Below are 21360 nucleotides of genomic sequence, written 5' to 3'. Positions count from 1 at the left end.
GTAGCGTGTCGCCGACTACCGTCATCGCTGACGGGGTAATCAGTGTCTGGCAAGGCAACGACGTTCGTGGGAGGTTCGCACCGGTGACCGGATCCAGCGAAGAGTCGGCTCCTACGCCCTCTGAGCAGGCCAAACCGGCCGAACAGCTGTTCTCGGAGGACCGCACGGATTCGGCGCCGCACCCGAATTCGGGTGCCTATGAGGTCCAGCCGACGCAGTCCGTGTCGCCGCCCAACCCGGCGGTGTCCGGGCCGTACCAGGTCCCTGCCTCGGCGCAGCCCCAACCGCAGCCGCAGCAGCCGTATCCGGGATACGACCCCCACCTGCCGCCGCTGCAGCCGCAGTACGTCGACCCGGCCCAGCAGCAGCAACAACAGCCTCAGCAGCCCTACCCGCAGGCCGCACCGCACCAGGGTGTGCCGCAGCCCGCGCCGGGGGTGCTCCCGCAGCCGCAGGGCGGCAAGCACGCCGCGCCCGCCATGGACGAGCTGGCCACCGCGCACCTGGTCAAGCAGGTCAAGCGGCCGCCGCAGACCGGCTGGCGCAAGGCGCTCTACAAGGGCACCGGAAAGCTGGTCAACCCGGGCGAGAGCCCCGCCGACGTCCGGCGCCGCGAGCTGATCGCGCGGGTCAACCAGCCGCTGCGCGGGTGCTACAAGATCGCGATGCTGAGCCTCAAGGGCGGTGTCGGCAAGACCACCACGACGACCACGCTGGGCTCGACGTTCGCCTCGCTGCGCGGCGACCGCGTGGTGGCCGTCGACGCGAACCCGGACCGCGGCACGCTGTCGCAGAAGATCGCGATCGAGACCACCGCGACCGTGCGGCACCTGCTGCGCGACGCCGATCGCATCACCCGTTACAGCGACGTCCGCTCATACACCTCGCAGGGGTCGAGCAGGCTGGAAATCCTTGCCAGCGAACAGGATCCGGCCGTCTCCGAGGCGTTCTCCGAGGAGGACTACCGGCGCACGGTGAACCTGCTGGAGCACTTCTACAACATCGTGCTCACCGACTGCGGGACCGGCCTGATGCACTCGGCGATGAAGGGCGTCCTCGACGTCGCGGACGCGCTGGTCGTGGTGTCCTCCGGCTCGGTCGACGGGGCACGCAGCGCTTCGGCGACGCTGGACTGGCTCGAGGCGCACGGCTACGGGGAACTGGTCAAGCGCTCGGTGGCGGTGATCAACTCGGTGCGGCCGAAGGGTGGCTCGGTCGATCTGGACAAGCTGTCCGCGCATTTCGGCGCGAAGGTGCGCGCGGTCTGCCGCATCCCGTTCGACCCGCACCTGGAGGAAGGCGCCGAGATCGAACTGGACCGGCTGAACTCGGACACCCGGTTGAGCCTGCTGGAGCTGGCGGCGACGGTCGCCGACGGCTTCGGGACACAGCAGTACCGCTAGCCGGGATTCACTCCTCGTCGGGGCGTTTGCGCTGCTGTTCGCCGAGCTTGCGGAGGAAGTCGGGATCGTCGTCCGGGGCCAGTGGCGCCTGGCGCGTCGGCACGCCCACGCGCTGGGAGCCGCCGAACGCCCGCCACAACAGTACGGCGATGGTGAGCGCACCTACCGCCGCGAGCAGATAGAGCATGCCCGGTTCCTTCCGTGTCGTGCGGGACACCCGCACCCGATCGGCGCGACAAGCGGCTGCGCGAGGATAAGCTCATCGCGCCTCAACGTGCAGGCCTGCCGACCCCATGAGGTTAACCGCTTCGCCCCCACATCGGCGGATTCCCGGTACCCGGATGTGACGAAGGGCCGTGACCGGCAGGCAGGCGGTTGACCGCCCCATACCACTCACGACCCTCACGCACGGATGGTTCAGGCGTGCCGCGCCGGTTCGCTCGCATCCGTGGTCAGCTCGGCCAGGAGCTCGTTCACCTCGGACTCGCGGAATCGGCGGTGCCCACCCGGGGTCCTGATGGAGCCGATGCGGCCGGCGGTCGCCCACCGGGTCACCGTCTTCGGGTCCACTCGGAACAGAGCGGCCACTTCACCGGGGGTGAGCAACCGTCCTCCCATGGTCGCGGTCATTTTCCGCCTCCTTAACGACCTGACTGCTATACCGGAGGCGAGCCGGGCCGGTGGGCCCGTCGCGCCGGGGGTAGCCAACACGGCAATCGTTGCACTTCACCCGTCAGGTACTCGAACGGTTGTCGTTGAGTAAAGAGCCCTTAAAGGACAAAACAGACATGTTTCTTATGGACATCCGACGCGTCCGGGCGTAATGTCATCCGGTTTACCGCTGTGGGCCCTGACCTGCACATGTGACGCTGAACTGGGCTTTTCCGATTTCCCACCAGCCGTGTCGACGGTAGGGGACGCCCCGGTCGCCGGGAAAGGGCATTTCGGCGGGTTTCACGGTGCGGGCGCGGTATACCCGGCCATGAGTGGTGCTCGATCACGAGGTGAGGGCGCTGTTCGGTGAGATAATCACCGGTAAAGTTGTGCACAATCCTGGCCGCGATGTGGGATGTGTCTCAGCGCCTCCGAGTGTGTTGCGGGCACGGCCGCCGAAGGACGCTTTACGTACGTTGGGCGCGCCGAAGGACCCTTCAGCGCATCGGGCGGCACCGCGCGGGAATCTTCACAATGGCGGCCTAGGGTGGGCACGTGGACCACGTCGACAGGAAAATCATCGCGGCGCTGCGGGAAAACGGCCGGGCGACCTATGCCGATCTCGGGAGGTCTGTCGGGCTTTCGGCGTCCTCGGTGCACGAGCGGGTCGGCAAGCTCGAAGCGTCCGGGGTGATCACCGGCTATCACGCGATGGTCGACCCGAACGCCGTCGGGCTCGGGGTGACCGCGCTGGTCGGCATCCATCCCACCGACACCGCGACCGACGACGACGTCGCGGACGCGCTCGGCGGGCTCGACGAGGTCGAGAGCTGCTACGCCGTCGCGGGCGACGAGGCGTTCGTCGTCAAGGTCCGGGTTTCGACCGTCGACGAGCTGGAACGCAGCCTCGGCAGGCTGCGCCGCATTCCCGGGGTCGGCCGCACGAACACCACCGTCGTGCTGTCCACCCGCTTCGAGGGGCGCCCGAACAACGCGGGCCTGGACGAGGTGTCGCCGGGCAAGGCGTAGCCTGCTGAAGTGTGAGTGAGACGCCGACATCAGCCAAGCCGCCGGTCCCGCATCTGGCGCGTGACCTGACGTTGTACCTGCTGGCGCGATTCGCACTGGTCGCGGTGCTCGCCGCCGTCCTCGCGCTGACCGGCGTCCCGCTGCTGGTGGCGATCCTGATCGGCCTCGTCGTCGGGCTCCCGCTCGGCCTGCTGCTGTTCCGTTCGCTCAACGCCAGGGTGACCGCGGGCCTCGCCAAGCGCAACGAGCGGCGTGCGCGGGCCCGGGCCCGGCTGCGCGCCCAGCTCCGCGGCGACGCGACGTCGAATTCCGACGCCGCATGAGCGACGCTTGCGAGCGAATCATGGATGTCATGCGCCAAAAAGAATTCAACACTGTCTCGCGGAGCGAGGCGATCGCATGAGCCGCCTGCACAGCCGGAGCTGGGTCCGCGAGGCCGTCCGGATCATCGAGGCCGACGCGAACCGCAGCGCCGACACGCACCTGCACGTCTTCCCGTTGCCCGCGGACTGGGGCATCGATCTGTACCTGAAGGACGAATCGGTGCATCCCACCGGTTCGCTCAAGCACCGGCTGGCGCGCTCACTGCTGCTGTACGGGCTGGTCAACGGTCAGATCGGGCCGGACACCGTGCTCATCGAGGCCTCCAGCGGCTCGACGGCGGTGTCTGAGGCGTACTTCGCGCGGATGCTGGGCCTGCGGTTCGTCACGGTCGTGCCGCGCAGGACCAGCAAGGAGAAGATCGCGCTCATCGAGTTCTACGGTGGCGAATGCCACTACGTCGACCGGGCGCCGGACATGTACCCGGAGGCCGAGCGGCTCGCCGCCGAGTGCAACGGGCACTACCTCGACCAGTTCACCTACGCCGAGCGCGCGACGGACTGGCGGGGCAACAACAACATCGCCGAATCGGTGTTCGCGCAGATGAAGTCCGAACGGCATCCGGTGCCGGCCTGGATCGTGGTCGGCGCGGGTACCGGCGGTACGAGTGCCACCTTCGGCCGCTACGTGCGTTACAAGCGGCACACGACCAAGATCGCGGTCGCCGACCCGGAGAACTCGTCGTTCTACGGTGCCTGGCAGACCGGTGCGCTGGACTACTGCACCGGAATGCCTTCGCGCATCGAGGGAATCGGCCGTCCGCGCGTCGAGCCGTCGTTCGTGCCCGGTGTGATCGACGAGATGATCCGCGTCCCGGACGCCGGCTCGCTGGCCGCGATCCGGCTGCTGCGTGAGCGCACCGGGCACTGGGCGGGCGGATCCACCGGGACCAACCTGTACGGCGCTTTCCAGCTGATCGCGCGGATGCTCGAAGAGGGGCAGGCGGGCAGCGTCGTGACGCTGCTGTGCGACGGCGGCGAGCGCTACGCCAACACGTACTACAACGACGAATGGCTGGCCGAGCAGAACCTGGACATCACGCCGTACCAGGCGAAGTTCGAGGAGTTCCTCACCACGGGCAAGTTCGCCGAGGAAGAGCTGGGCGAGTAGCCGAAGGGGACGTTCCTCGCGTGCGATGCGAGGAAAGTCCCCTTCAGCGCGTCTTACGAGAGGAACGTCCCCTTCAGCTCAGGCCGAGGGCGACGGCGGAGAGGACGGCCCAGGCGAGCATCGCGAGCCCGGTGTCGCGCAGCGCCGGGATCAGCTCGCGGCCGACCTTCCCGCCCCCGACCGCGCGCACCGACGTCAGCAGCAGCGGCGCGGTGATCAGGGTGATCAGCACCCACGGCTGGAAGATGCCGAGTACGACGCTGAGCACGTACGGCACCGTCACCAGCGCCAGGTAGAGCCGTCGCGTGCCGCGATCGCCGAGGCGAGTGGCGAGGGTGCGCTTCCCGGCCTCGATGTCGGTGGGGATGTCCCGCAGATTGTTCGCGACGAGCACCCCGGTCGAGAAGGAGCCGACCGCGACCGCGCAGGCGAGGCCCGCCCAGCTGACCCGTCCGGCCTGGACGTACACCGTCCCGAGCACCCCGGCCAGGCCGAAGAACACGAACACCGCGATCTCGCCGAACCCGTAGTAGCCGTACGGTTTGCTGCCGCCGGTGTAGAACCACGCGCCGAGGATGCACAGCGCGCCCATCGCGAGCAGCCACCAGTGACCGGTGAGCGCGACGAGCAGCAGCCCCAGCACACCGGCGAGGCCGAGCGAGGTCAGCGCGGCGGCCAGCACGGTTTTCGGGGCAGCGCTACCGGACCCCACCAGCCGCAACGGGCCGACGCGGTGCTCGTCGGTGCCGCGGACGCCGTCGGAGTAGTCGTTGGCGAAGTTGACGCCGATGATCAGGGCCAGCGCGACCAGCAGGGCGAGCAGCGAACGCCACCAGGAGAACGCGTCGAGCGCGATCGCGGCGCCGATCCCGGCGACCACCGGGGCGATCGCGTTGGGCAGCGTCCGCGGCCGGGCGCCTTCGATCCACTCACTCACTGTCGCCATGACGTCCATTCAACGCCATGACGATCACCCGTTGGCCGGAAACCCCCGGAATGTCACGGGGTGCGCGGAGCACTCCACGTGAGCTGGCCACTGTTCGGTGCGAGGGCGGGAGTTTCGTCCGCCATAGCCGGACCGGCGAGGACGGCCAGTCCGAACGCGGCGAGCATGCAGGTGAGTGCGGTACGTATCCGGCGCGTCATGGGAGAAGCCAAGCCGTTCGGCCCAGGACCTGTCAACACAATCGGGTGAATCAGGGGATGTTTTCCGTCGTCAAGCGATCACGTACGGCCATTCGGTCTATTTTCCCCGGCCCGCGCAAGGGAAGCTCGGTGGCGAACTCGACCCGCTTCGGCGCGCACGCGGCGCCGAGTTCGGATTTCACCGCCGCGCACAGGTCGCCGCCATCGCAGGCACCGCTCGCCGGGACCACGAGCGCCACGACGGCCTCGCCCCATTCCGGGTGCGGCACACCGACCACGCAGGCGTCGCGCACGCCGGGCTGGGCGCCGAGGACGCGTTCGATCGCGGCGGCGGAGACCTTCACCCCGCCCGTGTTGATCATGTCGTCGGCGCGGCCGAGAACCTGGAGCCTGCCGTCCTCGGTAAACCGGCCGCGGTCCGAAGTGCGGAACCAGCCGTCGCCGAACGACTCCGCGGTCAGCTCCGGCTGCCGCCGGTAGCCGTGCGCGAGGACGTCGCCCGCGATCCGGATCCGGCCGTCGTCGTCCAGTTCGATCCGGACGCCGTCGAGCGGGACGCCGTCGTACACGCAGCCGCTGGCCGTCTCGCTCATCCCGTACGCGGGCACGATCCGGACGCCGGCGTCGGCCGCGCGTTCCCGCAGCTGCGCGGAGGTCGCGGCGGCGCCGATCACGATGGCGTCGAAGGTGCGGGCCGCGGCCAGTCCGGCGGGGGAGTCGAGCAGGCGGACGAGCTGGGTGGGCACCAGCGCGGTATACCGAGGACCGTCGACAGTGGACAGTGACGCGGCGGCCGCGGCGAAGTCGTCCGGGCGGAAGCCGTCGCCGGTCAGCACCGCCGGGGTGGTGCCCGACAGCAGCGCGCGGACGAGCACCTGCAGGCCCCCGATGTAGTGCGAGGGGGTGGCGAGCAGCCAGTGACCGGGGCCGCCGAGCCGTGCGTGAGTGGCCGTGGCGGACGCGCGTAGCGCCGACGCCGAGAGCAGCACACCCTTCGGGGCGCCGGTGGATCCCGACGTCGCGATGATCACCGCGGTGCCGGGCTCGACGGGTTCCTCCGGCGCCATCGCGTCCCGCAGCGCCTTCGCCGACGGGTCCTTCGCGTTCAACGGCACCACCGCGGGCCCACCGTCGAGCGCTTCACCCACCGCCGCCGTCAACTCGGCCACCGACCCGGCCGACCCGTCGACCCACACCTCCCGCACGCAACCTCCCGAGTCCCACACTCCCGCGCCCGAGTTCCACGTTCAGGCGTCCGAGGTCCCCGTTCGCGACGCGGAACCCTTCAGCGAGTGTGGAACACGACGCGCGCGAATGCGGAACTCGGGCGCGTAAGTGTGGGGCTCGCCGCAGCTCAGTAGTAGTAGGGCACGTCCTTGAAGTCGGGGTCGCGTTTTTGGAGGAAGGCGTCGCGGCCCTCGACGGCTTCGTCCTGCATGTACGCGAGACGGGTGGTTTCACCGGCGAAGAGCTGCTGGCCGACGAGGCCGTCGTCGATGAGGTTGAAGGCGTACTTCAGCATGCGCTGCGCCGTCGGCGACTTGCCGATGATCGTCCACGCCCAGTCCAGCGCCTCCGCCTCCAGCGAGGCGTGCGGGACGACGGCGTTGACCGCGCCCATCGCCTGCATTTGCTCGGCGGTGTACTCGCGGCCGAGGAAGAAGATCTCCCGCGCGAACTTCTGCCCGACCTGCCGGGCGAGGTAGGCCGAGCCGAAGCCGCCGTCGAACGAGCCGACGTCGGCGTCGGTCTGCTTGAAGCGGGCGTGTTCGGCCGAGGCGAGGGTGAGATCGCACACCACGTGCAGCGAGTGCCCGCCGCCCGCGGCCCAGCCGGGAACGACCGCGATCACCGGTTTCGGCATGAAGCGGATGAGCCGCTGGCACTCGAGGATGTGCAGCCGCCCGGCCCGTGCCGGGTCCACCGTGTCCGAAGTCTCCCCGCTCGCGTACTGATACCCGGAGCGTCCGCGAATACGCTGGTCACCGCCGGAGCAAAAGGCCCAGCCACCGTCCTTGGGGGACGGTCCGTTCCCGGTGAGGAGGACGCAGCCGACATCCGGGCTCTGCCGGGCGTGGTCGAGCGCGCGGTACAGCTCGTCGACGGTGTGCGGCCGGAAGGCGTTGCGGACCTCCGGCCGGTCGAACGCGATGCGCGCGACCCGCTTGCCACCGCGGTTCTCAGCCGACCGGTGGTAGGTGATGTCAGTGAAGTCGGATCCCTCGACCGGGGTCCACGCGGCGGGATCGAACAGCTCGGAAACTTGGGCTTCATCCACGTTTGGGAGAATAGGACGTGTGCTTATGAGTGAAGACGACAGTCGCGAGGTCCGCCGGTGAATCCGTCCACCGCGCAGGCCCGCGTGCTCGTCGACGAACTCGTCCGCAACACCGTCTCGCACGTCGTGCTCTGCCCCGGCTCCCGCAACGCCCCGTTGTCGATCGCGCTCTACGACGCGGCGGCGGCCGGGAGGCTCCAGCTGCACGTCCGCATCGACGAGCGCGGCGCCGCCTTCCTCGCGCTCGGCATCGCCGCCCGCACCGGCCGCCCGGTGGCCGTGCTGTGCACGTCCGGGACCGCCGCCGCGAACTTCCACCCCGCGGTGCTGGAGGCCGACCGCGCCGGGGTGCCGCTGATCGTGCTGACCGCCGACCGGCCGCCGGAGCTGCGGGCGGCGGGGGCGAGCCAGGTCATCGACCAGCACCAGCTCTACGGCGACGCCGTCCGCTACTTCGACGAGCTGGCGGTCGCGGAGCGCCGCGCCGGCCAGAACTCGTACTGGCGCAGCCAGATCTGCCGGGCCTGGAACGCCGCGTACGGCGAATGGCGCTGCGGGCCGGTGCACCTGAACATCCCGTTCCGCGAGCCGCTCGTGCCCGATACCGACGATGACGGCGAGTGGTACGAATCGCTCGAAGGACGTCCCGACGGCGAACGCTGGACGGAGCTGCCGGACTTCGGCGCGCTCCCGTCGTTCGTCGTGCCCTCGGCGCGGCACGGCCTGGTCATCGCGTGCGACACGGGCGTGCAGGCGGCGAGCGAATGGGCCGAGCTGCACGGCTGGCCCGTGGTGTCCGAGACCGGCGGCCTCGGCCTCTCGGGCGGGACGGCGATCTCGTCGGGGACGTGGCTGCTCGGCGTCGAGGACTTCATCGCGCGGCACAAGCCCGAGCAGGTGCTGTGCCTCGGCCGTCCGACCGTGTTCCGGCAGGTCCAGCGAGTCCTGTCCGATCCCGGCGTCGAGGTGCTGCTGGTGCGCCCCGACTCGGACTGGCCCGCGCCCGCGCACAACGTCCGCCAGGTCGGGCAGTGGTTCGACGAGCCGACCAAACCCGCCGACCCGGAGTGGCTGGCCAGCTGGCGCCGTGCCGACGCGGCCGCCCGTGAAGCCGTCGACGGGCTGCTCGCCGACGAGCCGTGGCCCAGCGGGTTGCGGCTGGCGAGCGAGCTGGTGGACGCGCTGCCGGAGGGTTCGCTGCTGGTCGTCGGCTCGTCCAACCCGACCCGGGACGTCGCGCTCGCCGGACGGCTGCGCCCGGACGTCCTGGTGCACCGCAACCGCGGTGTCGCGGGTATCGACGGAACCGTGTCGACCGCGATCGGCGCCGCCACCGTCCACCGTGGACCGTCGTACGCGCTGATCGGCGACCTGACGTTCCTGCACGACGCGAGCGGCCTGTTGACCGGGCCGACCGAGCAGCGGCCCGACCTGACGATCGTGGTGCTCAACGACGACGGCGGCGGGATCTTCTCGCTGCTGGAGCAGGGCGCGCCGGAGCACAACGCCAGCTTCGAACGCGTCTTCGGCACCCCGCACGGCGCGGATCTCGGCGCGCTGTGTGCCGGGTACCGGGTGCCGCACGTCGTGGCGAACACGCTCACGGAATTCCGCGCCGCACTGCGCCCCGCGCCAGGGCTGCGCGTGGTCGAGGTCCGCGTCGACCGGACGCGGCACCGCGATCTGCACAGCAGGCTGCGTGCGGTGGTGAGTTCGGCCGTCTCGGCGGTCTAGACCAAGATCGCCGTGCGCGTCAAAGCGGGGACGGCCACATTCTCACCGGGTAAGAACCCTCCCTTCGGCTGTATCTCCGGATTCGGCAGCTGAATACGTTCACCTTGCCTGAATTCGTTCTGGGAGGAACCACATGAGGAAAAGAACGCGCGCCGGGTTGGGTGTGCTCGCCGCCGGAGTCACTTCGGTACTGCTCGCGGGAGTCGCGGGCGCGGCGCCCTCGCCCGGCGCACCCGGCGTCGGGGATCCGTACTACCCGAACGCCGGGAACGGCGGTACGGACGTCCAGCACTACAACATCCGCCTGACCTACCAGCCCGCCACCGATCTGCTGTCCGGCACGACCACGCTCCTGCTCACCGCGACCCAGGACCTGTCGCGGTTCGATCTGGACTTCGGGCTCAAGGCCACCAGCGTCCTGGTGAACAACCGCCCGGCGCAGTTCACCAACTCGACCGGCAACGGCGAGCTGGTGATCACCCCGGCCACGCCGCTGGCCAAGGGCCAGACCGCCACCGTCGTGGTCGCGTACTCGGACACGCCGTCGCAGGTGAAGATCGACGGCATCGCCGGCTGGAAGAAGACGCCGGACGGTGCGCTCGCCGTCGACGAGCCGCAGAGCGCGGCGTGGTGGTTCCCGTCGAACGACCACCCGACCGACCGCGCCACCTTCGACGTCTCGGTCGAGGTGCCCGACGACGTCGCCGCGTTGTCCAACGGCACCCTGGTGAGCAAGACCAAGAAGCGGGCGGGCTGGACGCGCTGGAACTGGCGCAGCACGCAGCCGCAGGCGACGTACCTGACGTCGCTGGAGGTCGGCAAGTTCGAGGTCAACCAGTCGACGACGTCGGACGGCAAGCCGTTCATCACCGCCTACGCCGCCGACCTCGGCCCGTCGCTGGACGCCGCGAAGGCCAGTGTCGAGCGGACCCCCGAGGTCAACGAGTTCCTCGCGTCCCAGTTCGGGCCTTACCCGTTCGAGGCGCAGGGCGGTGTGGTCACCAGCGGCATCACCTTCTCGCTGGAGAACCAGACCCGCCCGGTGTACGGCGCGAAGAACTTCGCCGCGGGCGCGAACACCTCGCTGATCGCGCACGAGAACGCACACCAGTGGTTCGGCGACAACGTCACGCTCGGCCGGTGGAGCGACATCTGGCTGAACGAGGGCTTCGCGACGTACGCGCAGTTCCTGTGGTCCGAGCACACCGGTGAGGGCACCGCGGACGAGCTGGCGCAGTACATCTACGACTCGAACGCGGCGGACGCCCCGCTGTGGAAGCGTCTCCCTGCCGACCCCGGCGCGGCCAACCAGTTCGACAACGCCGTCTACGACCGCGGCGCGCTCGCGGTCCACGCGCTGCGCAAGACCGTCGGTGACCAGGCGTTCTTCCGGATCCTGCAGACCTGGCAGAAGGAGAAGGCCGGGAAGTCCGCGCGGATCACGGAGTTCATCGCGCTCGCCGAGAAGATCTCCGGGAAGCCGCTGTACGACCTGTTCCAGACCTGGCTCTACACCGCGGGCAAGCCGCCGGTCGGCCCGAACGGGGCCGCTCCGCAGGCGCTGGCGGCAGGGGTGAAGCAGGCACCGAAGTCGTACGCGCAGATCAAGGCGACCCAGGAGTTGCTCCACGCCGAGCACGCGCATTGAGCGGTACCTCTATGCTCGCGGCGTGATGGCTAAAGGTGAGCGGGCGAGGCGCATCGGGTGGTACGTCACCCTCGGTGTCGCCTCGCTCCTCACCGTCATGTGCGTGGCACTGCTGTTCGCCGCGATCCGCAACGACAACGCGATCTCCGGCCAGCTGGGGACAGCGAACGCGCAGGTCGAGTCGGTCGCCTTCGACCGCACGATCATCCAGTTCGCGACCCCGGACGGCATCGTGCACAGCCCGTCGAACGGGGTCCTCTACCCGGGCGGCCTCGTCGCGGGCCAGCTGGTGCGCATCGAGTACGACATGTCGGACCCGGAGCTGGCGCGGGTCGCCGGGAAGTCGGCCACCGACACCCTGCTGCCGCTCGGCCTGACCGTGCTGGTCACCTGGCTCGTCGCGACGCCGCTGCTGTGGTGGATCCGGCGGCAGAAGCGCACCGCCGCGCCGGTCGTCCCCGCCACCGTGTAGCCCCGGGGACTTGAGCGGTGTTCAGGTCGTGCCGGTGAGGGCGGCGGTCTCCTGCCACCAGCCCAGCACCTCGTCCGCGACGCCGGGGGCCGCGACGAGCAGGCCGTCCGTCGGCAGCGCGGTGTCCTCGCCGTGCTTGTCCAGCACGACCGCGCCCGCCTCGATCGCCATCGCCACCGAACCCGCGACGTCCCACTCGTGGTAGCTGTGCAGCACCGCGGCGGCCGCGTGACCCAGCGCGACCTGCGCGATCGACAACGCCGCCGAGCCGAGCACCCGGACCCCGGCGTGCGCGGCGGCGGCCCGTTCGATGAACCCGCCCATGCCCGGCCACGGCCCGGTGCGCGCCAGCTCGGTGCACACGATCGCCCCGGCGGTGCCGCGCCGGTCCGCGAGGGTGATCGGCTTGCCGTTCGCGCGGGCTCCCCGGCCGCGGGCGGCGGCGTAGATCTGCGCGCGGTACGGGTCGGCGACGACGCCGACAACCGGGCCGGCGGCGTCGATCAGCGCGAGGCTGTAGGCGCACCACGGCACCCCGGCGACGTAGTTCGCGGTGCCGTCGACCGAGTCGACGACCCAGCGGTACTCGGCGACGTCCGCGCCGTGGTCGGCGCCGAACTCGTGGCCGACCACCGGGATCCCGGGGAACTCGGCGGTCAGCACCCGGCGGGTGTGCCGCTCCAGGATGCGGTCGGTGTCGGTGACCCAGTCGAACGGCGATTCCAGCGTGGTGGGGTGCGCGCCCCGCCCCGCTGTCGCGGTGATGACGTCGGTGGCGTCATTGGCCAGGCGCCCGGCCACCTCGAGGGCTCTGGACAACAGGCCCGGTTCTACGGGCCGAGGCGGCCTCGACGAAAGGAGGGTCATGCCTTCTTAGTCTGGGCCGCGCTGGTTTCCGGGACACGACCTGGAGATGACATGTCTTGCGCAATCTGTCGACGGATAGTGCTCGGTACGTACTCGTAAGTAGTGTTCGGTGTTCGTTGGCCGAGGCGTCACGCGGGATTGGCCTGGTTCGTCAGAATCGGGTGCGACAGTGAGCGGCGTGCGAGTCGCCATCGTCACCGAAAGTTTCCTGCCGCAGGTGAACGGCGTGACCAACTCCGTCCTGCGGGTCGTGGAGTACCTCGCCGAACGCGCCCACGACGTGCTGATCATCGCGCCCGGACCCGGTCCGGACAGCTATCGCGGCGCGCCGGTCGTGCGGATTCCCGCGCTCGACTTCCCCGGTGTGAACTCCCTGCCGATCGGGGTGCCGACGCGGACCGTGCTGACCGCGCTCGCCGCCTTCGGCCCGGACGTCGTGCACCTCGCGTCGCCGTTCGTGGTCGGTGCGCGCGGGCTCGCCGCCGCGCGCAGGCTCCGGGTGCCCTCGGTCGCGGTGTACCAGACCGACATCGCCGGGTTCACCTCCGCGTACGGGTTCGGCATCGCCGCCCGCGCGGCGTGGCGCTGGGTGCGGCGGCTGCATTCGCGGGCCGATCGCACGCTCGCGCCGTCGACCGACTCGGTCGACCAGCTGCGGCTGCACGGCATCCCGCGTGTGCACCGCTGGGCGCGCGGCGTCGACATCTCCCGGTTCTCCCCGGCGCACGCCGATCCCGCGTTGCGGGCCGAGCTGGCGCCGAACGGTGAGTTGCTCGTCGGGTTCGTCGGCAGGCTCGCGCCGGAAAAGGAGGTCGACCGGCTGACCGCGCTCGCCGGCGTCCCCGGCATCCGGGTCGTCGTGGTGGGCGACGGGCCGGAGCTGCCCGCGCTGCGGGAACGCCTGCCCGGCGCCGCCTTCCTCGGTGCGAAGTACGACGACGAGCTGTCCGCCGCGTACGCGAGCCTCGACGTCTTCGTACACACCGGGCCGCACGAGACGTTCTGCCAGGCCGTGCAGGAGGCGATGGCCTCCGGGCTGCCGGTGCTCGCCCCGGACGCGGGCGGCCCGAAGGACCTCGTGCTGCCGGGCCGCACCGGCTACCTGCTCCCCGTCGACCGCGCGGAGTTCGGCCCGGCGCTGGTGTCCAAAGTGGACGACCTGCGCGACGCCGCGCTGCGGGCCCGGCTGGGCGAGAAGGCGCGGAAGGTGGTGCTGGGCCGCACCTGGCCCGCCGTGTGCCGTGAACTCGAGGCACACTACGAAGCGGTGCAGGGCCGAGTCGCTCGCGCCGCCTGACGATGCGCGGCGTGAGATGCACATAGTCCAGCTGGCCAACTTCTACGGACCGCGGTCGGGTGGGCTGCGGACCGCGTTGCACCACCTCGGCGCCGGGTACGTGAGCAGCGGGCACCGGGTGACGCTGGTGGTGCCGGGCCGTCGCTACGCCGACGAGACGCTGCCCACCGGCGTGCGCCGGTTTTCCCTGCCCGCGCCGCAAATCCCGGGCACCGGTGGCTACCGCGCCGTCGATCCGCACCGGGTACGCGCGGTGCTGCGGCGGCTGGAACCCGACCGCCTCGAGGTGTCCGACCGGCTGACCCTGCGCGGCATGGGCACCTGGGCACGACGGCACGGCGTGCCCAGCACGGTCATCTCGCACGAGCGGCTGGACCGGCTCCTCGAACAGTTCCTGCTGCCCGCGCCGGTGGCGCGCCGCGTCGCCGACACCGCGAACCGCCGGATGGCCGCGAACTACGACACCGTGGTCTGCACGACCGCGTTCGCCCGTGCGGAATTCGATCGCATCGCGGTGCCGAACGTGCGCCGCGTGCCACTCGGCGTCGACCTCGCGACGTTCACCCCGGCGATGCGCGACGACACCTGGCGGTACACCCTCTCCGGCGGGGCCGACGCGCTGCTTGTCCACTGTGGACGGCTGTCGCCGGAGAAACACGTCGAGCGCAGCGTGGACACCGTCGCGGAGCTGACCGAGTCGGGCGCCCGCGTCCGGCTGGTGGTGGCGGGCGACGGGCCGCGGCGGCGCGCGCTGGAACGCCGGGCGCGGGGCCTGCCCGTGACGTTCCTCGGCTTTTTGTCCGGACGGAACGAAGTGGCACGACTGCTCGCCAGCGCCGACGTCTCACTCGCACCGGGCCCGCACGAGACGTTCGGGCTGGCGGCGCTGGAGGCACTGGCTTCCGGGACGCCCGTGGTGGTTTCGGCGTCGGGCGCGCTGCGGGAGATCGTGCGGCCGGGCTGCGGCGCCGCGGTGTCGGACCACGCGCCGGCGTTCGCCTCCGCCGTGACGGGCCTGCTGGAACATCCCGAGGATCTGCGGCGCGCGGCGGCTCGGGCCCGCGCCGAGGAGTTCGCGTGGCCCGCGTCGGTCCGCGGCATGCTGGCCGCGTTGGGCTAGGTCCGCTCATCCGAAGTCGACCCGTTCCAGCCAGAAGTCGAGTAGTTCGGTGTCTCCGAAGATTTTGAAGGGTCCGTCGGTGATGGGACGTCGTTTGTAGATGGCCAGCAACAGTTCGGTGACGGGACCACGGACCGCGACCGCTGATTTTTCGTGTGCGCGGCGCCAGGTGATGACGTCGCCGGTGAGGTCGACGACCCATTCCGCGTTCGCTTCGGGCGGGGTGTCGGTGGCGTGGAAGTGCAGGGTGCGGCCGGGGCCGAGCAGTTCCCGCATCCACGGATGGACCTCGAAGTGCAGCGGCAGCGAGCCCAGTTCCATCCATTCATCGATACCGTCTACGGCCACCTCCTTGTCTAGTTCGTACTTCAGGCCGAGGGCCAGCGTCGCGTCGGCGCGGTGGATAGCCGTTTCGTGGGTGAAGCGCCGCACGAAGAAATCCGTGGTGCCGTAGTCCGGTACCGGTGTCCACACCGGCGTTCCGGGTCCAGCGGCGCGCAGCGTTTCCGCCAGTCGCTCAGCGCCCTCGGCGAGCCACGGGCCGACGACGGCCGGATCTTCGTCGGTGTACGCGGCGAGGTCGCGGCCTCCTTCCGGGATCGGTTCGGTGGCACGGGTTCGCACGAGGGTTTCCGCCCAGCGCTGAACCCCGCCGAGGTGCCGCAGCAACTGGCCCACGTTCCACTCGGGGCAGGACGGCACGTCGGTGGTGAGATCGGCGTCCTTGAGCGACGCGACCAGCAGGCTGGTCTGGGTGACGATTTCGGCGCAGTAGCGTTCGTAGCTCAGGCGAGTCATGTGGTCACCGTACGGCGCACCACCGACAAAAAAGCCCTGCCGCGGCTCAGCCGAAGTCGACCCGCTCCAGCCAGGAGCCGAGTAGTTCGGTGTCGCCGAAGATTTCGAAGGGTCCGTCGGTGATGGGACGTCGTTTGTAGATGGCCAGCAATAGTTCGGTGACGGGACCACGGACCGCGACCGCTGATTTTTCGTGTGCGCGGCGCCAGGTGATGACGTCGCCGGTGAGGTCGACGACCCATTCCGCGTTCGCTTCGGGCGGGGTGTCGGTGGCGTGGAAGTGCAGGGTGCGGCCGGGGCCGAGCAGTGCGCGCATCTCCGGTCGGACCTCGAAATGCATCGGCAGCGAGCAGAGTTCCAGCCATTCGTCGATGCCGTCGACAGCCACTTCTTGGTCGAGGACGTACTCGGCGCCCAGCGCCAGAGTCGCGTCGGCGCGGTGAATGGCCGTTTCGTGGGTGAAACGGCGTGCGTAGAAATCGGTGCCGGGCTGGTCGGGGAGCGGGGTCCACACCGGCGTTCCGGGTCCGGCCGCCTGCAACGCCTCCGCGAGCTTTTCGGCGCCTTCGGCAAGCCACGGACCCACGACGGCGGGGTCTTCATGGGTGTACGCGGCGAGTTCGCGGCTCGCCGTGCCGGACGGTGGTTCGGCCGCCCTGGTCCGCACGACGGTTTCCGCCCAGCGCTGCCCCTCACCGAGGTGGCGCAGCAGCTGGCCCGCGTTCCACTCGGGGCAGGACGGCACTCCGGCGGTGAGGTCGGCGTCCTCGATCGACGAAACCAGCAGGCCGGTCTGGGTGACGATTTCGGCGCAGTAGCGTTCGTAGCTCAGACGAGTCATCTGGTCACCGTAGAGCGGGCCACCGGGTGCTTGTACCGGTTTTGTACGACGCCGACGCACTCTCGCTCCATGAGGTTCGAGGTGCTCGGGACCATCGGCGCGGGCCAGTCGCCGATCCACGGCAGGCTGCGCCGGATCCTGCTCGGCATGCTGCTGGCGGACGCCAGCACCACGGTCCGCGCCGAGGTACTGACCGACGCGCTGTGGGACTGCGGCCCCGACCCGAGAGCACCCCGCAAACTGCACTGGCACGTCCACAAACTGCGTCAGGACCTCCCCGAACCCGGACGGCTCAGCTGGCGTCCCGGCGGCTACCGCCTCGCCGTGCAGCCCGGGGAACTGGACGCCGAGCGGTTCGAATCGACCGCGATACGAGCGCAGGAAATCGCCGATCCGGCCGAGCGGGCGGCGCTGATCCGGCGCGGGCTCGCGCTGTGGCAGGGCACCCCGTACGAAGGTTTCGACGTGCCGGTGCTCCTCGGCGAGGCGTCGCGGCTGGCCGAGCGCAGGCTGTCGATGCTGGAGGACCTGCACGCCGCGGAACTGGAACTCGGGCGGCACACCGCGGCGGCGGTCGAACTCGACGGGCTGGTGCGCCGGTATCCGCGGCGCGAGCGGCTGTACTACCTGCTGATGCTCGCGTTGTGCCGTGGCGGACGTCAGAGCGAAGCGCTCGACGTCTACCGCCGGGCGCGGCGCGTGTCGCTCGGGCAGCTGGGACTCGAACCCGGGCCCGCACTGCGCGAACTCGAACGTCGCATCCTCGCGGGCGAAGACAACGGGATGGCGCGGATGCTGACGCGCTTGTCATGACTCCGACGCGCGCCGCCGCTCTCAGGGCCCGGCGACTAGTCTGCGGCTATGTCCCGAGCGAGTCTTGACAAGGATCCGCACGACGTCGCCGCCATGTTCGACGACGTCGCGTCCGGCTACGACCGCGCGAACTCCTTCATGACGTTCGGCTTCGACCGGCGCTGGCGCACCACCACCGCGCGGGCGCTGGACGCCAAGCAGGGGGAGAAGGTCCTCGACCTCGCCGCCGGGACCGGGGTGTCCACCGTCGAGTACGGGCGCGGCGGCGCCTGGTGCCTCGCCGCCGACTTCTCCGTCGGGATGCTTCGCGCGGGCAAGCACCGGAAGGTGCCGATGGTCGCGGCGGACGCCCTGCACCTGCCCTTCGCCGACGACAGCTTCGACGCGGTGACGATCTCGCTGGCGCTGCGCAACTTCGTCGACGTCAAGGCCGCGCTGATCGAGATCGCCCGGGTCACCAAACCCGGTGGGCGGCTGGTGATCTGCGAGGTGTCGACGCCCACCTTCGCGCCGATCCGGTTCGTCCACCGGAAGTTCATCCTGCGCCTGCTGACCTGGTTCGGCAGCCGCAACTCCTCGAACCCCGAGGCGTACTCGTACCTGGCCGAATCCATGCTCGCCTGGCCGGACCAGCGGGCGCTGGGGGAGATCATCGCGGGGGCGGGCTGGACCGAGGTCGAGTGGATGAACCTCACGTTCGGCGTCGTCGCCGTCCATCGCGCCCGCAAGCCCGCCTAGACTCGATCGCATGAGTTCCTCCAGCCGCCGCAATCCCGAGCACGACGCCGAAGTCATCGTCGTCGGTGCCGGACCGGCCGGGTCCACGGCCGCCACGTATCTCGCCCGTGCCGGCGTCGACGTGTTGTTGCTGGAGAAGACCGAGTTCCCCCGCGAGAAGGTCTGTGGTGACGGGCTGACTCCGCGCGGCGTCAAGCAGCTCATCGACCTCGGCATCGACACCAGTGAGGACGCGGGCTGGGTGCACAGCCGCGGCCTGCGCATCCTCACCGGCGACCTGACGCTGGAGCTGGACTGGCCGGACCTGACCAGTTACCCGCCGTACGGCGTTTCCCGCACCCGCCAGGATTTCGACGACCTGCTGGCGAAGACCGCGGTCAAGGCGGGGGCGCGGCTGTATGAGCGGACCACCGTGACCGGCGCGATCACCAGCCCCGGCGGGCGCGTGGTCGGCGTCGAGGCGAAGGTCGGCCCGGAGCGGACGCCGGTGTCCTACCGCGCGCCGCTGGTGCTGGCCTGCGACGGCGTGTCCGCGCGGCTCGCGCTGAGCGTCGGCATCCAGAAGAACGAGAAGCGGCCGATGGGCGTCGCGGTGCGCCAGTACTACAAGAGCCCGCGCCACGACGACCCGTTCATCGAGGGCCACCTGGAGCTGTGGGACCGCTCGGACCCGCGGAACCCGAAGCTGCTGCCGGGCTACGGCTGGGCGTTCCCGCTCGGCGACGGCACCGTGAACGTCGGCCTCGGCATGCTGTCGACGTCGGCGTCGTTCCGTAACACCGACTACCGCGCGCTGCTGCGGCAGTGGCTCGACGGGACACCCGAGGAATGGGGCTACCGCGAGGAGAACGCGATCGGGAAGGTCGGCGGCGCCGGACTGCCGATGGGCTTCAACCGCACCCCGCACTACCGCGACGGCCTGCTGCTGCTCGGCGACGCGGGCGGCATGGTCAGCCCGTTCAACGGAGAGGGCATCTCGGCGGCGATGGAGTCGGCGCAGATCGCGTCGGAGGTCGTCGTGCAGGCGCTGGCGCGGGCCGAAGGGCCTTCGCGGGAGCGCGCGCTGGCGGGCTATCCGCGGGCCGTCGCGGAGCTGATGGGCGGGTACTACCGGCTCGGGAACGTGTTCGCGAAGCTCATCGGGAAGCCGAAGATCATGCACGCGTGCACGAAGTACGGGCTGCGGATCAACGCGCTGCTTCCCTTGGTGTACAAGGGACTTTCGGGTTGTTACGACGCGAAGGGCGGGGACGGCGTCGACCGCCTCATCGCCGCTCTCTCGCGCGCTACACCCTCTCCGCGCTGAAGGACGCCTTCGGTGCGTTGGCGGCACTGAAGGACGCTTTCAGTGCGCTCGATGCACTGAAAGCGTCCTTCAGCACCACCAGACCCGCCGGAGCCGGCCACCCGACCCCGCTCACGACCCCGCCAGAGTGGCGCGTCAGGACCCATCCGCGTTGTCCACAACCGCGCCGGTTGTCCACAGATTCACCACGACCCCCGTTTCCCCAGGTCAAACGCGATACGCTGGTTGCAGGGGTGCCCCCGGGAGGGTGGGGGAATGCCCAGGGGATACCGCCGCGATACCCACCGCCCGGCAGGTCTCGCTCCCACGGACGGCGGGGGCGATGGACACCCAGGTGGAGCAATGGTTGCCCGGCCGGTCAGTGTGATAAGTCACAGGGCAGCGGTGGTTTGTCCGGGCCCCGAATCGATCTTCGCCGGGCTTCGCGCAGGTCTCAGCTTTGCGGCCGGGAGTGTCGGCGTCCGGTTTGTCCGATGGGTTAGGTAACCCTTATACCGCAGCCCCTAGGGACAAGAATGTGAGTCACGTCCTATAGTCGGGCCATGCTTTGTGAATCCCTTCACATCCGCGACCAGTGGCTTGTGAACTATTTCACAAGCGGACCTCTACGGCCTCACGGGCCGTAAGGGTGCCCTGACCCTCGGCGGTGTGACCCAGCTCCCTTAGGGTGCGGGCAAAAGCCGACGAGGCGACGTGCGTACCACCACACGCAAACCGCAGCGGCGCGGAAAGGATGGCGAAACCCCGTGCTGATGTTGCCCGTGCTGACGCAGGCGAGCACCGAGCAGGTCGCTCAGGCGCCCGGCCTCAAGGTCTATCTCCCCCTGGTCCTGTTGTTCGTGCTGGCGCTCGCGTTCGCGGTGCTCTCGGTGCTGCTCGGCCCGCTGGTCGGCCCGAGCCGCTACAACAAGGCCAAGCTGTCCGCCTACGAATGCGGGATCGAACCGTCCCCGCAGCCGCTCGTCGGCGCGGGACGCATGCCGGTGGCCTACTACATCACCGCGATGCTGTTCATCCTGTTCGACATCGAGATGGTCTTCCTCTACCCGTTCGCGGTCTCGGCGGACGCGCTCGGCCTGTTCGGCCTGGTGGAGATCGTGCTGTTCATCGCGACGGTCGGCTTCGCGTACGCCTACGTGTGGCGGCGCGGCGGCCTGGATTGGAACTAGAACCATGGGCCTGGAAGAAAAACTCCCCAACGGCATCCTGCTGGCCAGCCTCGAGGGCCTGGTCAACTGGGCACGCAAGAACTCCCTGTGGCCCGCCACGTTCGGCCTCGCCTGCTGCGCGATCGAGATGATGACCGTCGGCGGTTCCCGCTACGACATCGCCCGCTTCGGCATGGAGCGCTTCAGCGCCACCCCGCGCCAGGCCGACCTGATGATCGTCGCCGGCCGTGTCACGCAGAAGATGGCCCCGGTCCTGCGCCAGATCTACGACCAGATGGCCGAACCGCGCTGGGTTCTCGCGATGGGCGTCTGCGCCTCCTCCGGCGGCATGTTCAACAACTACGCCGTCGTGCAGGGCGTCGACCACATCGTGCCGGTCGACATGTACCTGCCCGGCTGCCCGCCGCGCCCGGAAATGCTGCTCGACGCGATCCTCAAGCTGCACGCCAAGATCCAGGACGAGCCGATCAACGCGCGCCGCGCCGCGATCCGCGCGGCCAGCGGCGCCCGCACCGAACTCGTGCCCTCGTCGATCAAGTACGCGAAGAAGTGATCG

General features: G+C 69.9%; 23 protein-coding genes. 14 read left to right on the top strand and 9 right to left on the bottom strand.

Translation table 11 applies throughout. The annotated features are described in order from the left end of the window. Window positions 1-83 precede the first annotated feature (83 nt). Window positions 84-1403 (top strand): MinD/ParA family protein, encoded by a 1320-nt coding sequence (locus ACFW0G_RS05845; RefSeq protein ID WP_378323616.1) that lies wholly within the window; start codon window positions 84-86, stop codon window positions 1401-1403. A gap of 7 nt (window positions 1404-1410) precedes the next feature. Here the strand turns inward: ACFW0G_RS05845 and ACFW0G_RS05840 are convergent, their stop codons facing one another. Continuing rightward, the gene (locus tag ACFW0G_RS05840; protein WP_378323615.1) at window positions 1411-1590 is read right to left on the bottom strand and encodes a hypothetical protein; all 180 of its coding nucleotides are present in this window, start codon (window positions 1588-1590) and stop codon (window positions 1411-1413) included. A 230-nt stretch (window positions 1591-1820) separates the two neighbouring features. Next, window positions 1821-2033, bottom strand: coding sequence for a BldC family transcriptional regulator (locus tag ACFW0G_RS05835; protein ID WP_345397605.1), 213 nt, complete (start codon window positions 2031-2033; stop codon window positions 1821-1823). Between the two features lie 579 nt (window positions 2034-2612). On the opposite strand from ACFW0G_RS05835, the gene ACFW0G_RS05830 reads away from it, so the two are divergent. From ACFW0G_RS05830 to ACFW0G_RS05820, 3 genes are all read left to right on the top strand, one after another. Continuing rightward, window positions 2613-3086, top strand: a complete 474-nt coding sequence (locus tag ACFW0G_RS05830; protein ID WP_378323613.1) for an Lrp/AsnC family transcriptional regulator — start codon at window positions 2613-2615, stop codon at window positions 3084-3086. 11 nt (window positions 3087-3097) lie between these two features. Next, on the top strand, window positions 3098-3409 hold the full coding sequence (locus tag ACFW0G_RS05825) for a DUF4229 domain-containing protein (RefSeq protein ID WP_378323612.1): 312 nt from the start codon (window positions 3098-3100) through the stop codon (window positions 3407-3409). Window positions 3410-3485: 76 nt separating this feature from the next. After that, entirely contained in the window at window positions 3486-4577 is a 1092-nt protein-coding gene (locus tag ACFW0G_RS05820; RefSeq protein ID WP_378323611.1) for a PLP-dependent cysteine synthase family protein, read from the top strand. A 73-nt stretch (window positions 4578-4650) separates the two neighbouring features. Here ACFW0G_RS05820 and ACFW0G_RS05815 read toward each other — a convergent pair whose 3' ends face one another. The 4 genes from ACFW0G_RS05815 to ACFW0G_RS05800 all read right to left on the bottom strand — a co-directional run bounded on the left by ACFW0G_RS05815 (window position 4651) and on the right by ACFW0G_RS05800 (window position 8001). Then, window positions 4651-5523 (bottom strand): 1,4-dihydroxy-2-naphthoate polyprenyltransferase, encoded by an 873-nt coding sequence (locus tag ACFW0G_RS05815; protein WP_378323610.1) that lies wholly within the window; start codon window positions 5521-5523, stop codon window positions 4651-4653. Window positions 5524-5576: 53 nt separating this feature from the next. Next, the gene (locus ACFW0G_RS05810; RefSeq protein WP_378323609.1) at window positions 5577-5723 is read right to left on the bottom strand and encodes a hypothetical protein; all 147 of its coding nucleotides are present in this window, start codon (window positions 5721-5723) and stop codon (window positions 5577-5579) included. A gap of 50 nt (window positions 5724-5773) precedes the next feature. After that, entirely contained in the window at window positions 5774-6928 is a 1155-nt protein-coding gene (menE, locus tag ACFW0G_RS05805; protein ID WP_378323607.1) for an o-succinylbenzoate--CoA ligase, read from the bottom strand. 149 nt (window positions 6929-7077) lie between these two features. Then, window positions 7078-8001, bottom strand: coding sequence for a 1,4-dihydroxy-2-naphthoyl-CoA synthase (locus ACFW0G_RS05800; RefSeq protein ID WP_378323606.1), 924 nt, complete (start codon window positions 7999-8001; stop codon window positions 7078-7080). Between the two features lie 57 nt (window positions 8002-8058). Between ACFW0G_RS05800 and menD the strand changes: the two genes are divergently transcribed. From menD to ACFW0G_RS05785, 3 genes are all read left to right on the top strand, one after another. Then, window positions 8059-9735, top strand: coding sequence for a 2-succinyl-5-enolpyruvyl-6-hydroxy-3-cyclohexene-1-carboxylic-acid synthase (gene menD, locus ACFW0G_RS05795; protein ID WP_378323604.1), 1677 nt, complete (start codon window positions 8059-8061; stop codon window positions 9733-9735). 133 nt (window positions 9736-9868) lie between these two features. After that, entirely contained in the window at window positions 9869-11383 is a 1515-nt protein-coding gene (locus tag ACFW0G_RS05790; RefSeq protein ID WP_378323602.1) for a M1 family metallopeptidase, read from the top strand. A 22-nt stretch (window positions 11384-11405) separates the two neighbouring features. After that, complete coding sequence (locus ACFW0G_RS05785) at window positions 11406-11855, top strand: DUF3592 domain-containing protein (protein ID WP_378323601.1); 450 nt, start codon at window positions 11406-11408, stop codon at window positions 11853-11855. A gap of 21 nt (window positions 11856-11876) precedes the next feature. Here ACFW0G_RS05785 and ACFW0G_RS05780 read toward each other — a convergent pair whose 3' ends face one another. After that, window positions 11877-12722 (bottom strand): inositol monophosphatase family protein, encoded by an 846-nt coding sequence (locus ACFW0G_RS05780; protein ID WP_378323600.1) that lies wholly within the window; start codon window positions 12720-12722, stop codon window positions 11877-11879. A 178-nt stretch (window positions 12723-12900) separates the two neighbouring features. Here ACFW0G_RS05780 and ACFW0G_RS05775 point away from each other — a divergent pair, with 178 nt between their 5' ends. Both ACFW0G_RS05775 and ACFW0G_RS05770 read left to right on the top strand, forming a co-directional pair. Next, on the top strand, window positions 12901-14019 hold the full coding sequence (locus ACFW0G_RS05775) for a glycosyltransferase family 4 protein (protein ID WP_378323599.1): 1119 nt from the start codon (window positions 12901-12903) through the stop codon (window positions 14017-14019). A 16-nt stretch (window positions 14020-14035) separates the two neighbouring features. Beyond that, window positions 14036-15139 (top strand): glycosyltransferase family 4 protein, encoded by a 1104-nt coding sequence (locus ACFW0G_RS05770; RefSeq protein WP_378323598.1) that lies wholly within the window; start codon window positions 14036-14038, stop codon window positions 15137-15139. A gap of 6 nt (window positions 15140-15145) precedes the next feature. Here the strand turns inward: ACFW0G_RS05770 and ACFW0G_RS05765 are convergent, their stop codons facing one another. After that, window positions 15146-15937, bottom strand: coding sequence for a maleylpyruvate isomerase family mycothiol-dependent enzyme (locus tag ACFW0G_RS05765; protein ID WP_378323597.1), 792 nt, complete (start codon window positions 15935-15937; stop codon window positions 15146-15148). A 46-nt stretch (window positions 15938-15983) separates the two neighbouring features. Further along, window positions 15984-16778 (bottom strand): maleylpyruvate isomerase family mycothiol-dependent enzyme, encoded by a 795-nt coding sequence (locus ACFW0G_RS05760; protein ID WP_378323596.1) that lies wholly within the window; start codon window positions 16776-16778, stop codon window positions 15984-15986. Window positions 16779-16847: 69 nt separating this feature from the next. Between ACFW0G_RS05760 and ACFW0G_RS05755 the strand changes: the two genes are divergently transcribed. The 5 genes from ACFW0G_RS05755 (at window position 16848) to ACFW0G_RS05735 (ending at window position 21357) form a co-directional block, all read left to right on the top strand. Next, complete coding sequence (locus ACFW0G_RS05755; RefSeq protein WP_378323595.1) at window positions 16848-17591, top strand: BTAD domain-containing putative transcriptional regulator; 744 nt, start codon at window positions 16848-16850, stop codon at window positions 17589-17591. A gap of 48 nt (window positions 17592-17639) precedes the next feature. Then, window positions 17640-18329 carry a demethylmenaquinone methyltransferase gene (locus tag ACFW0G_RS05750; protein WP_378323594.1) on the top strand — a complete coding sequence of 230 codons (690 nt, stop codon included), beginning with the start codon at window positions 17640-17642 and terminating at the stop codon, window positions 18327-18329. Window positions 18330-18339: 10 nt separating this feature from the next. Continuing rightward, window positions 18340-19635, top strand: coding sequence for a geranylgeranyl reductase family protein (locus tag ACFW0G_RS05745; protein WP_378323592.1), 1296 nt, complete (start codon window positions 18340-18342; stop codon window positions 19633-19635). Between the two features lie 752 nt (window positions 19636-20387). After that, window positions 20388-20804 carry an NADH-quinone oxidoreductase subunit A gene (locus tag ACFW0G_RS05740; protein WP_378323727.1) on the top strand — a complete coding sequence of 139 codons (417 nt, stop codon included), beginning with the start codon at window positions 20388-20390 and terminating at the stop codon, window positions 20802-20804. 4 nt (window positions 20805-20808) lie between these two features. Beyond that, window positions 20809-21357, top strand: a complete 549-nt coding sequence (locus tag ACFW0G_RS05735; RefSeq protein WP_345396263.1) for an NADH-quinone oxidoreductase subunit B family protein — start codon at window positions 20809-20811, stop codon at window positions 21355-21357. Window positions 21358-21360: the final 3 nt, after the last annotated feature.

The sequence above is a fragment of the Amycolatopsis sp. NPDC058986 genome (assembly GCF_042741125.1).
Classification (GTDB): Bacteria; Actinomycetota; Actinomycetes; order Mycobacteriales; family Pseudonocardiaceae; genus Amycolatopsis.
This window is presented reverse-complemented; position numbering and strand designations above follow the sequence as displayed.

What these genes read in the sequence shown, in the direction of transcription:
- ACFW0G_RS05745 (WP_378323592.1), top strand. Translation starts at nt 18,340, where the DNA reads ATGAGTTCCTCCAGCCGCCGCAATCCCGAGCACGACGCCGAAGTCATC.
- ACFW0G_RS05810 (WP_378323609.1), bottom strand. Translation starts at nt 5,723, where the DNA reads ATGACGCGCCGGATACGTACCGCACTCACCTGCATGCTCGCCGCGTTC.
- ACFW0G_RS05835 (WP_345397605.1), bottom strand. Translation starts at nt 2,033, where the DNA reads ATGACCGCGACCATGGGAGGACGGTTGCTCACCCCCGGTGAAGTGGCC.
- ACFW0G_RS05755 (WP_378323595.1), top strand. Translation starts at nt 16,848, where the DNA reads ATGAGGTTCGAGGTGCTCGGGACCATCGGCGCGGGCCAGTCGCCGATC.
- ACFW0G_RS05760 (WP_378323596.1), bottom strand. Translation starts at nt 16,778, where the DNA reads ATGACTCGTCTGAGCTACGAACGCTACTGCGCCGAAATCGTCACCCAG.
- ACFW0G_RS05815 (WP_378323610.1), bottom strand. Translation starts at nt 5,523, where the DNA reads ATGGCGACAGTGAGTGAGTGGATCGAAGGCGCCCGGCCGCGGACGCTG.
- ACFW0G_RS05770 (WP_378323598.1), top strand. Translation starts at nt 14,036, where the DNA reads ATGCACATAGTCCAGCTGGCCAACTTCTACGGACCGCGGTCGGGTGGG.
- ACFW0G_RS05750 (WP_378323594.1), top strand. Translation starts at nt 17,640, where the DNA reads ATGTCCCGAGCGAGTCTTGACAAGGATCCGCACGACGTCGCCGCCATG.
- ACFW0G_RS05735 (WP_345396263.1), top strand. Translation starts at nt 20,809, where the DNA reads ATGGGCCTGGAAGAAAAACTCCCCAACGGCATCCTGCTGGCCAGCCTC.
- ACFW0G_RS05740 (WP_378323727.1), top strand. Translation starts at nt 20,388, where the DNA reads ATGTTGCCCGTGCTGACGCAGGCGAGCACCGAGCAGGTCGCTCAGGCG.
- ACFW0G_RS05780 (WP_378323600.1), bottom strand. Translation starts at nt 12,722, where the DNA reads ATGACCCTCCTTTCGTCGAGGCCGCCTCGGCCCGTAGAACCGGGCCTG.
- ACFW0G_RS05820 (WP_378323611.1), top strand. Translation starts at nt 3,486, where the DNA reads ATGAGCCGCCTGCACAGCCGGAGCTGGGTCCGCGAGGCCGTCCGGATC.
- ACFW0G_RS05840 (WP_378323615.1), bottom strand. Translation starts at nt 1,590, where the DNA reads ATGCTCTATCTGCTCGCGGCGGTAGGTGCGCTCACCATCGCCGTACTG.
- ACFW0G_RS05765 (WP_378323597.1), bottom strand. Translation starts at nt 15,937, where the DNA reads ATGACTCGCCTGAGCTACGAACGCTACTGCGCCGAAATCGTCACCCAG.
- ACFW0G_RS05790 (WP_378323602.1), top strand. Translation starts at nt 9,869, where the DNA reads ATGAGGAAAAGAACGCGCGCCGGGTTGGGTGTGCTCGCCGCCGGAGTC.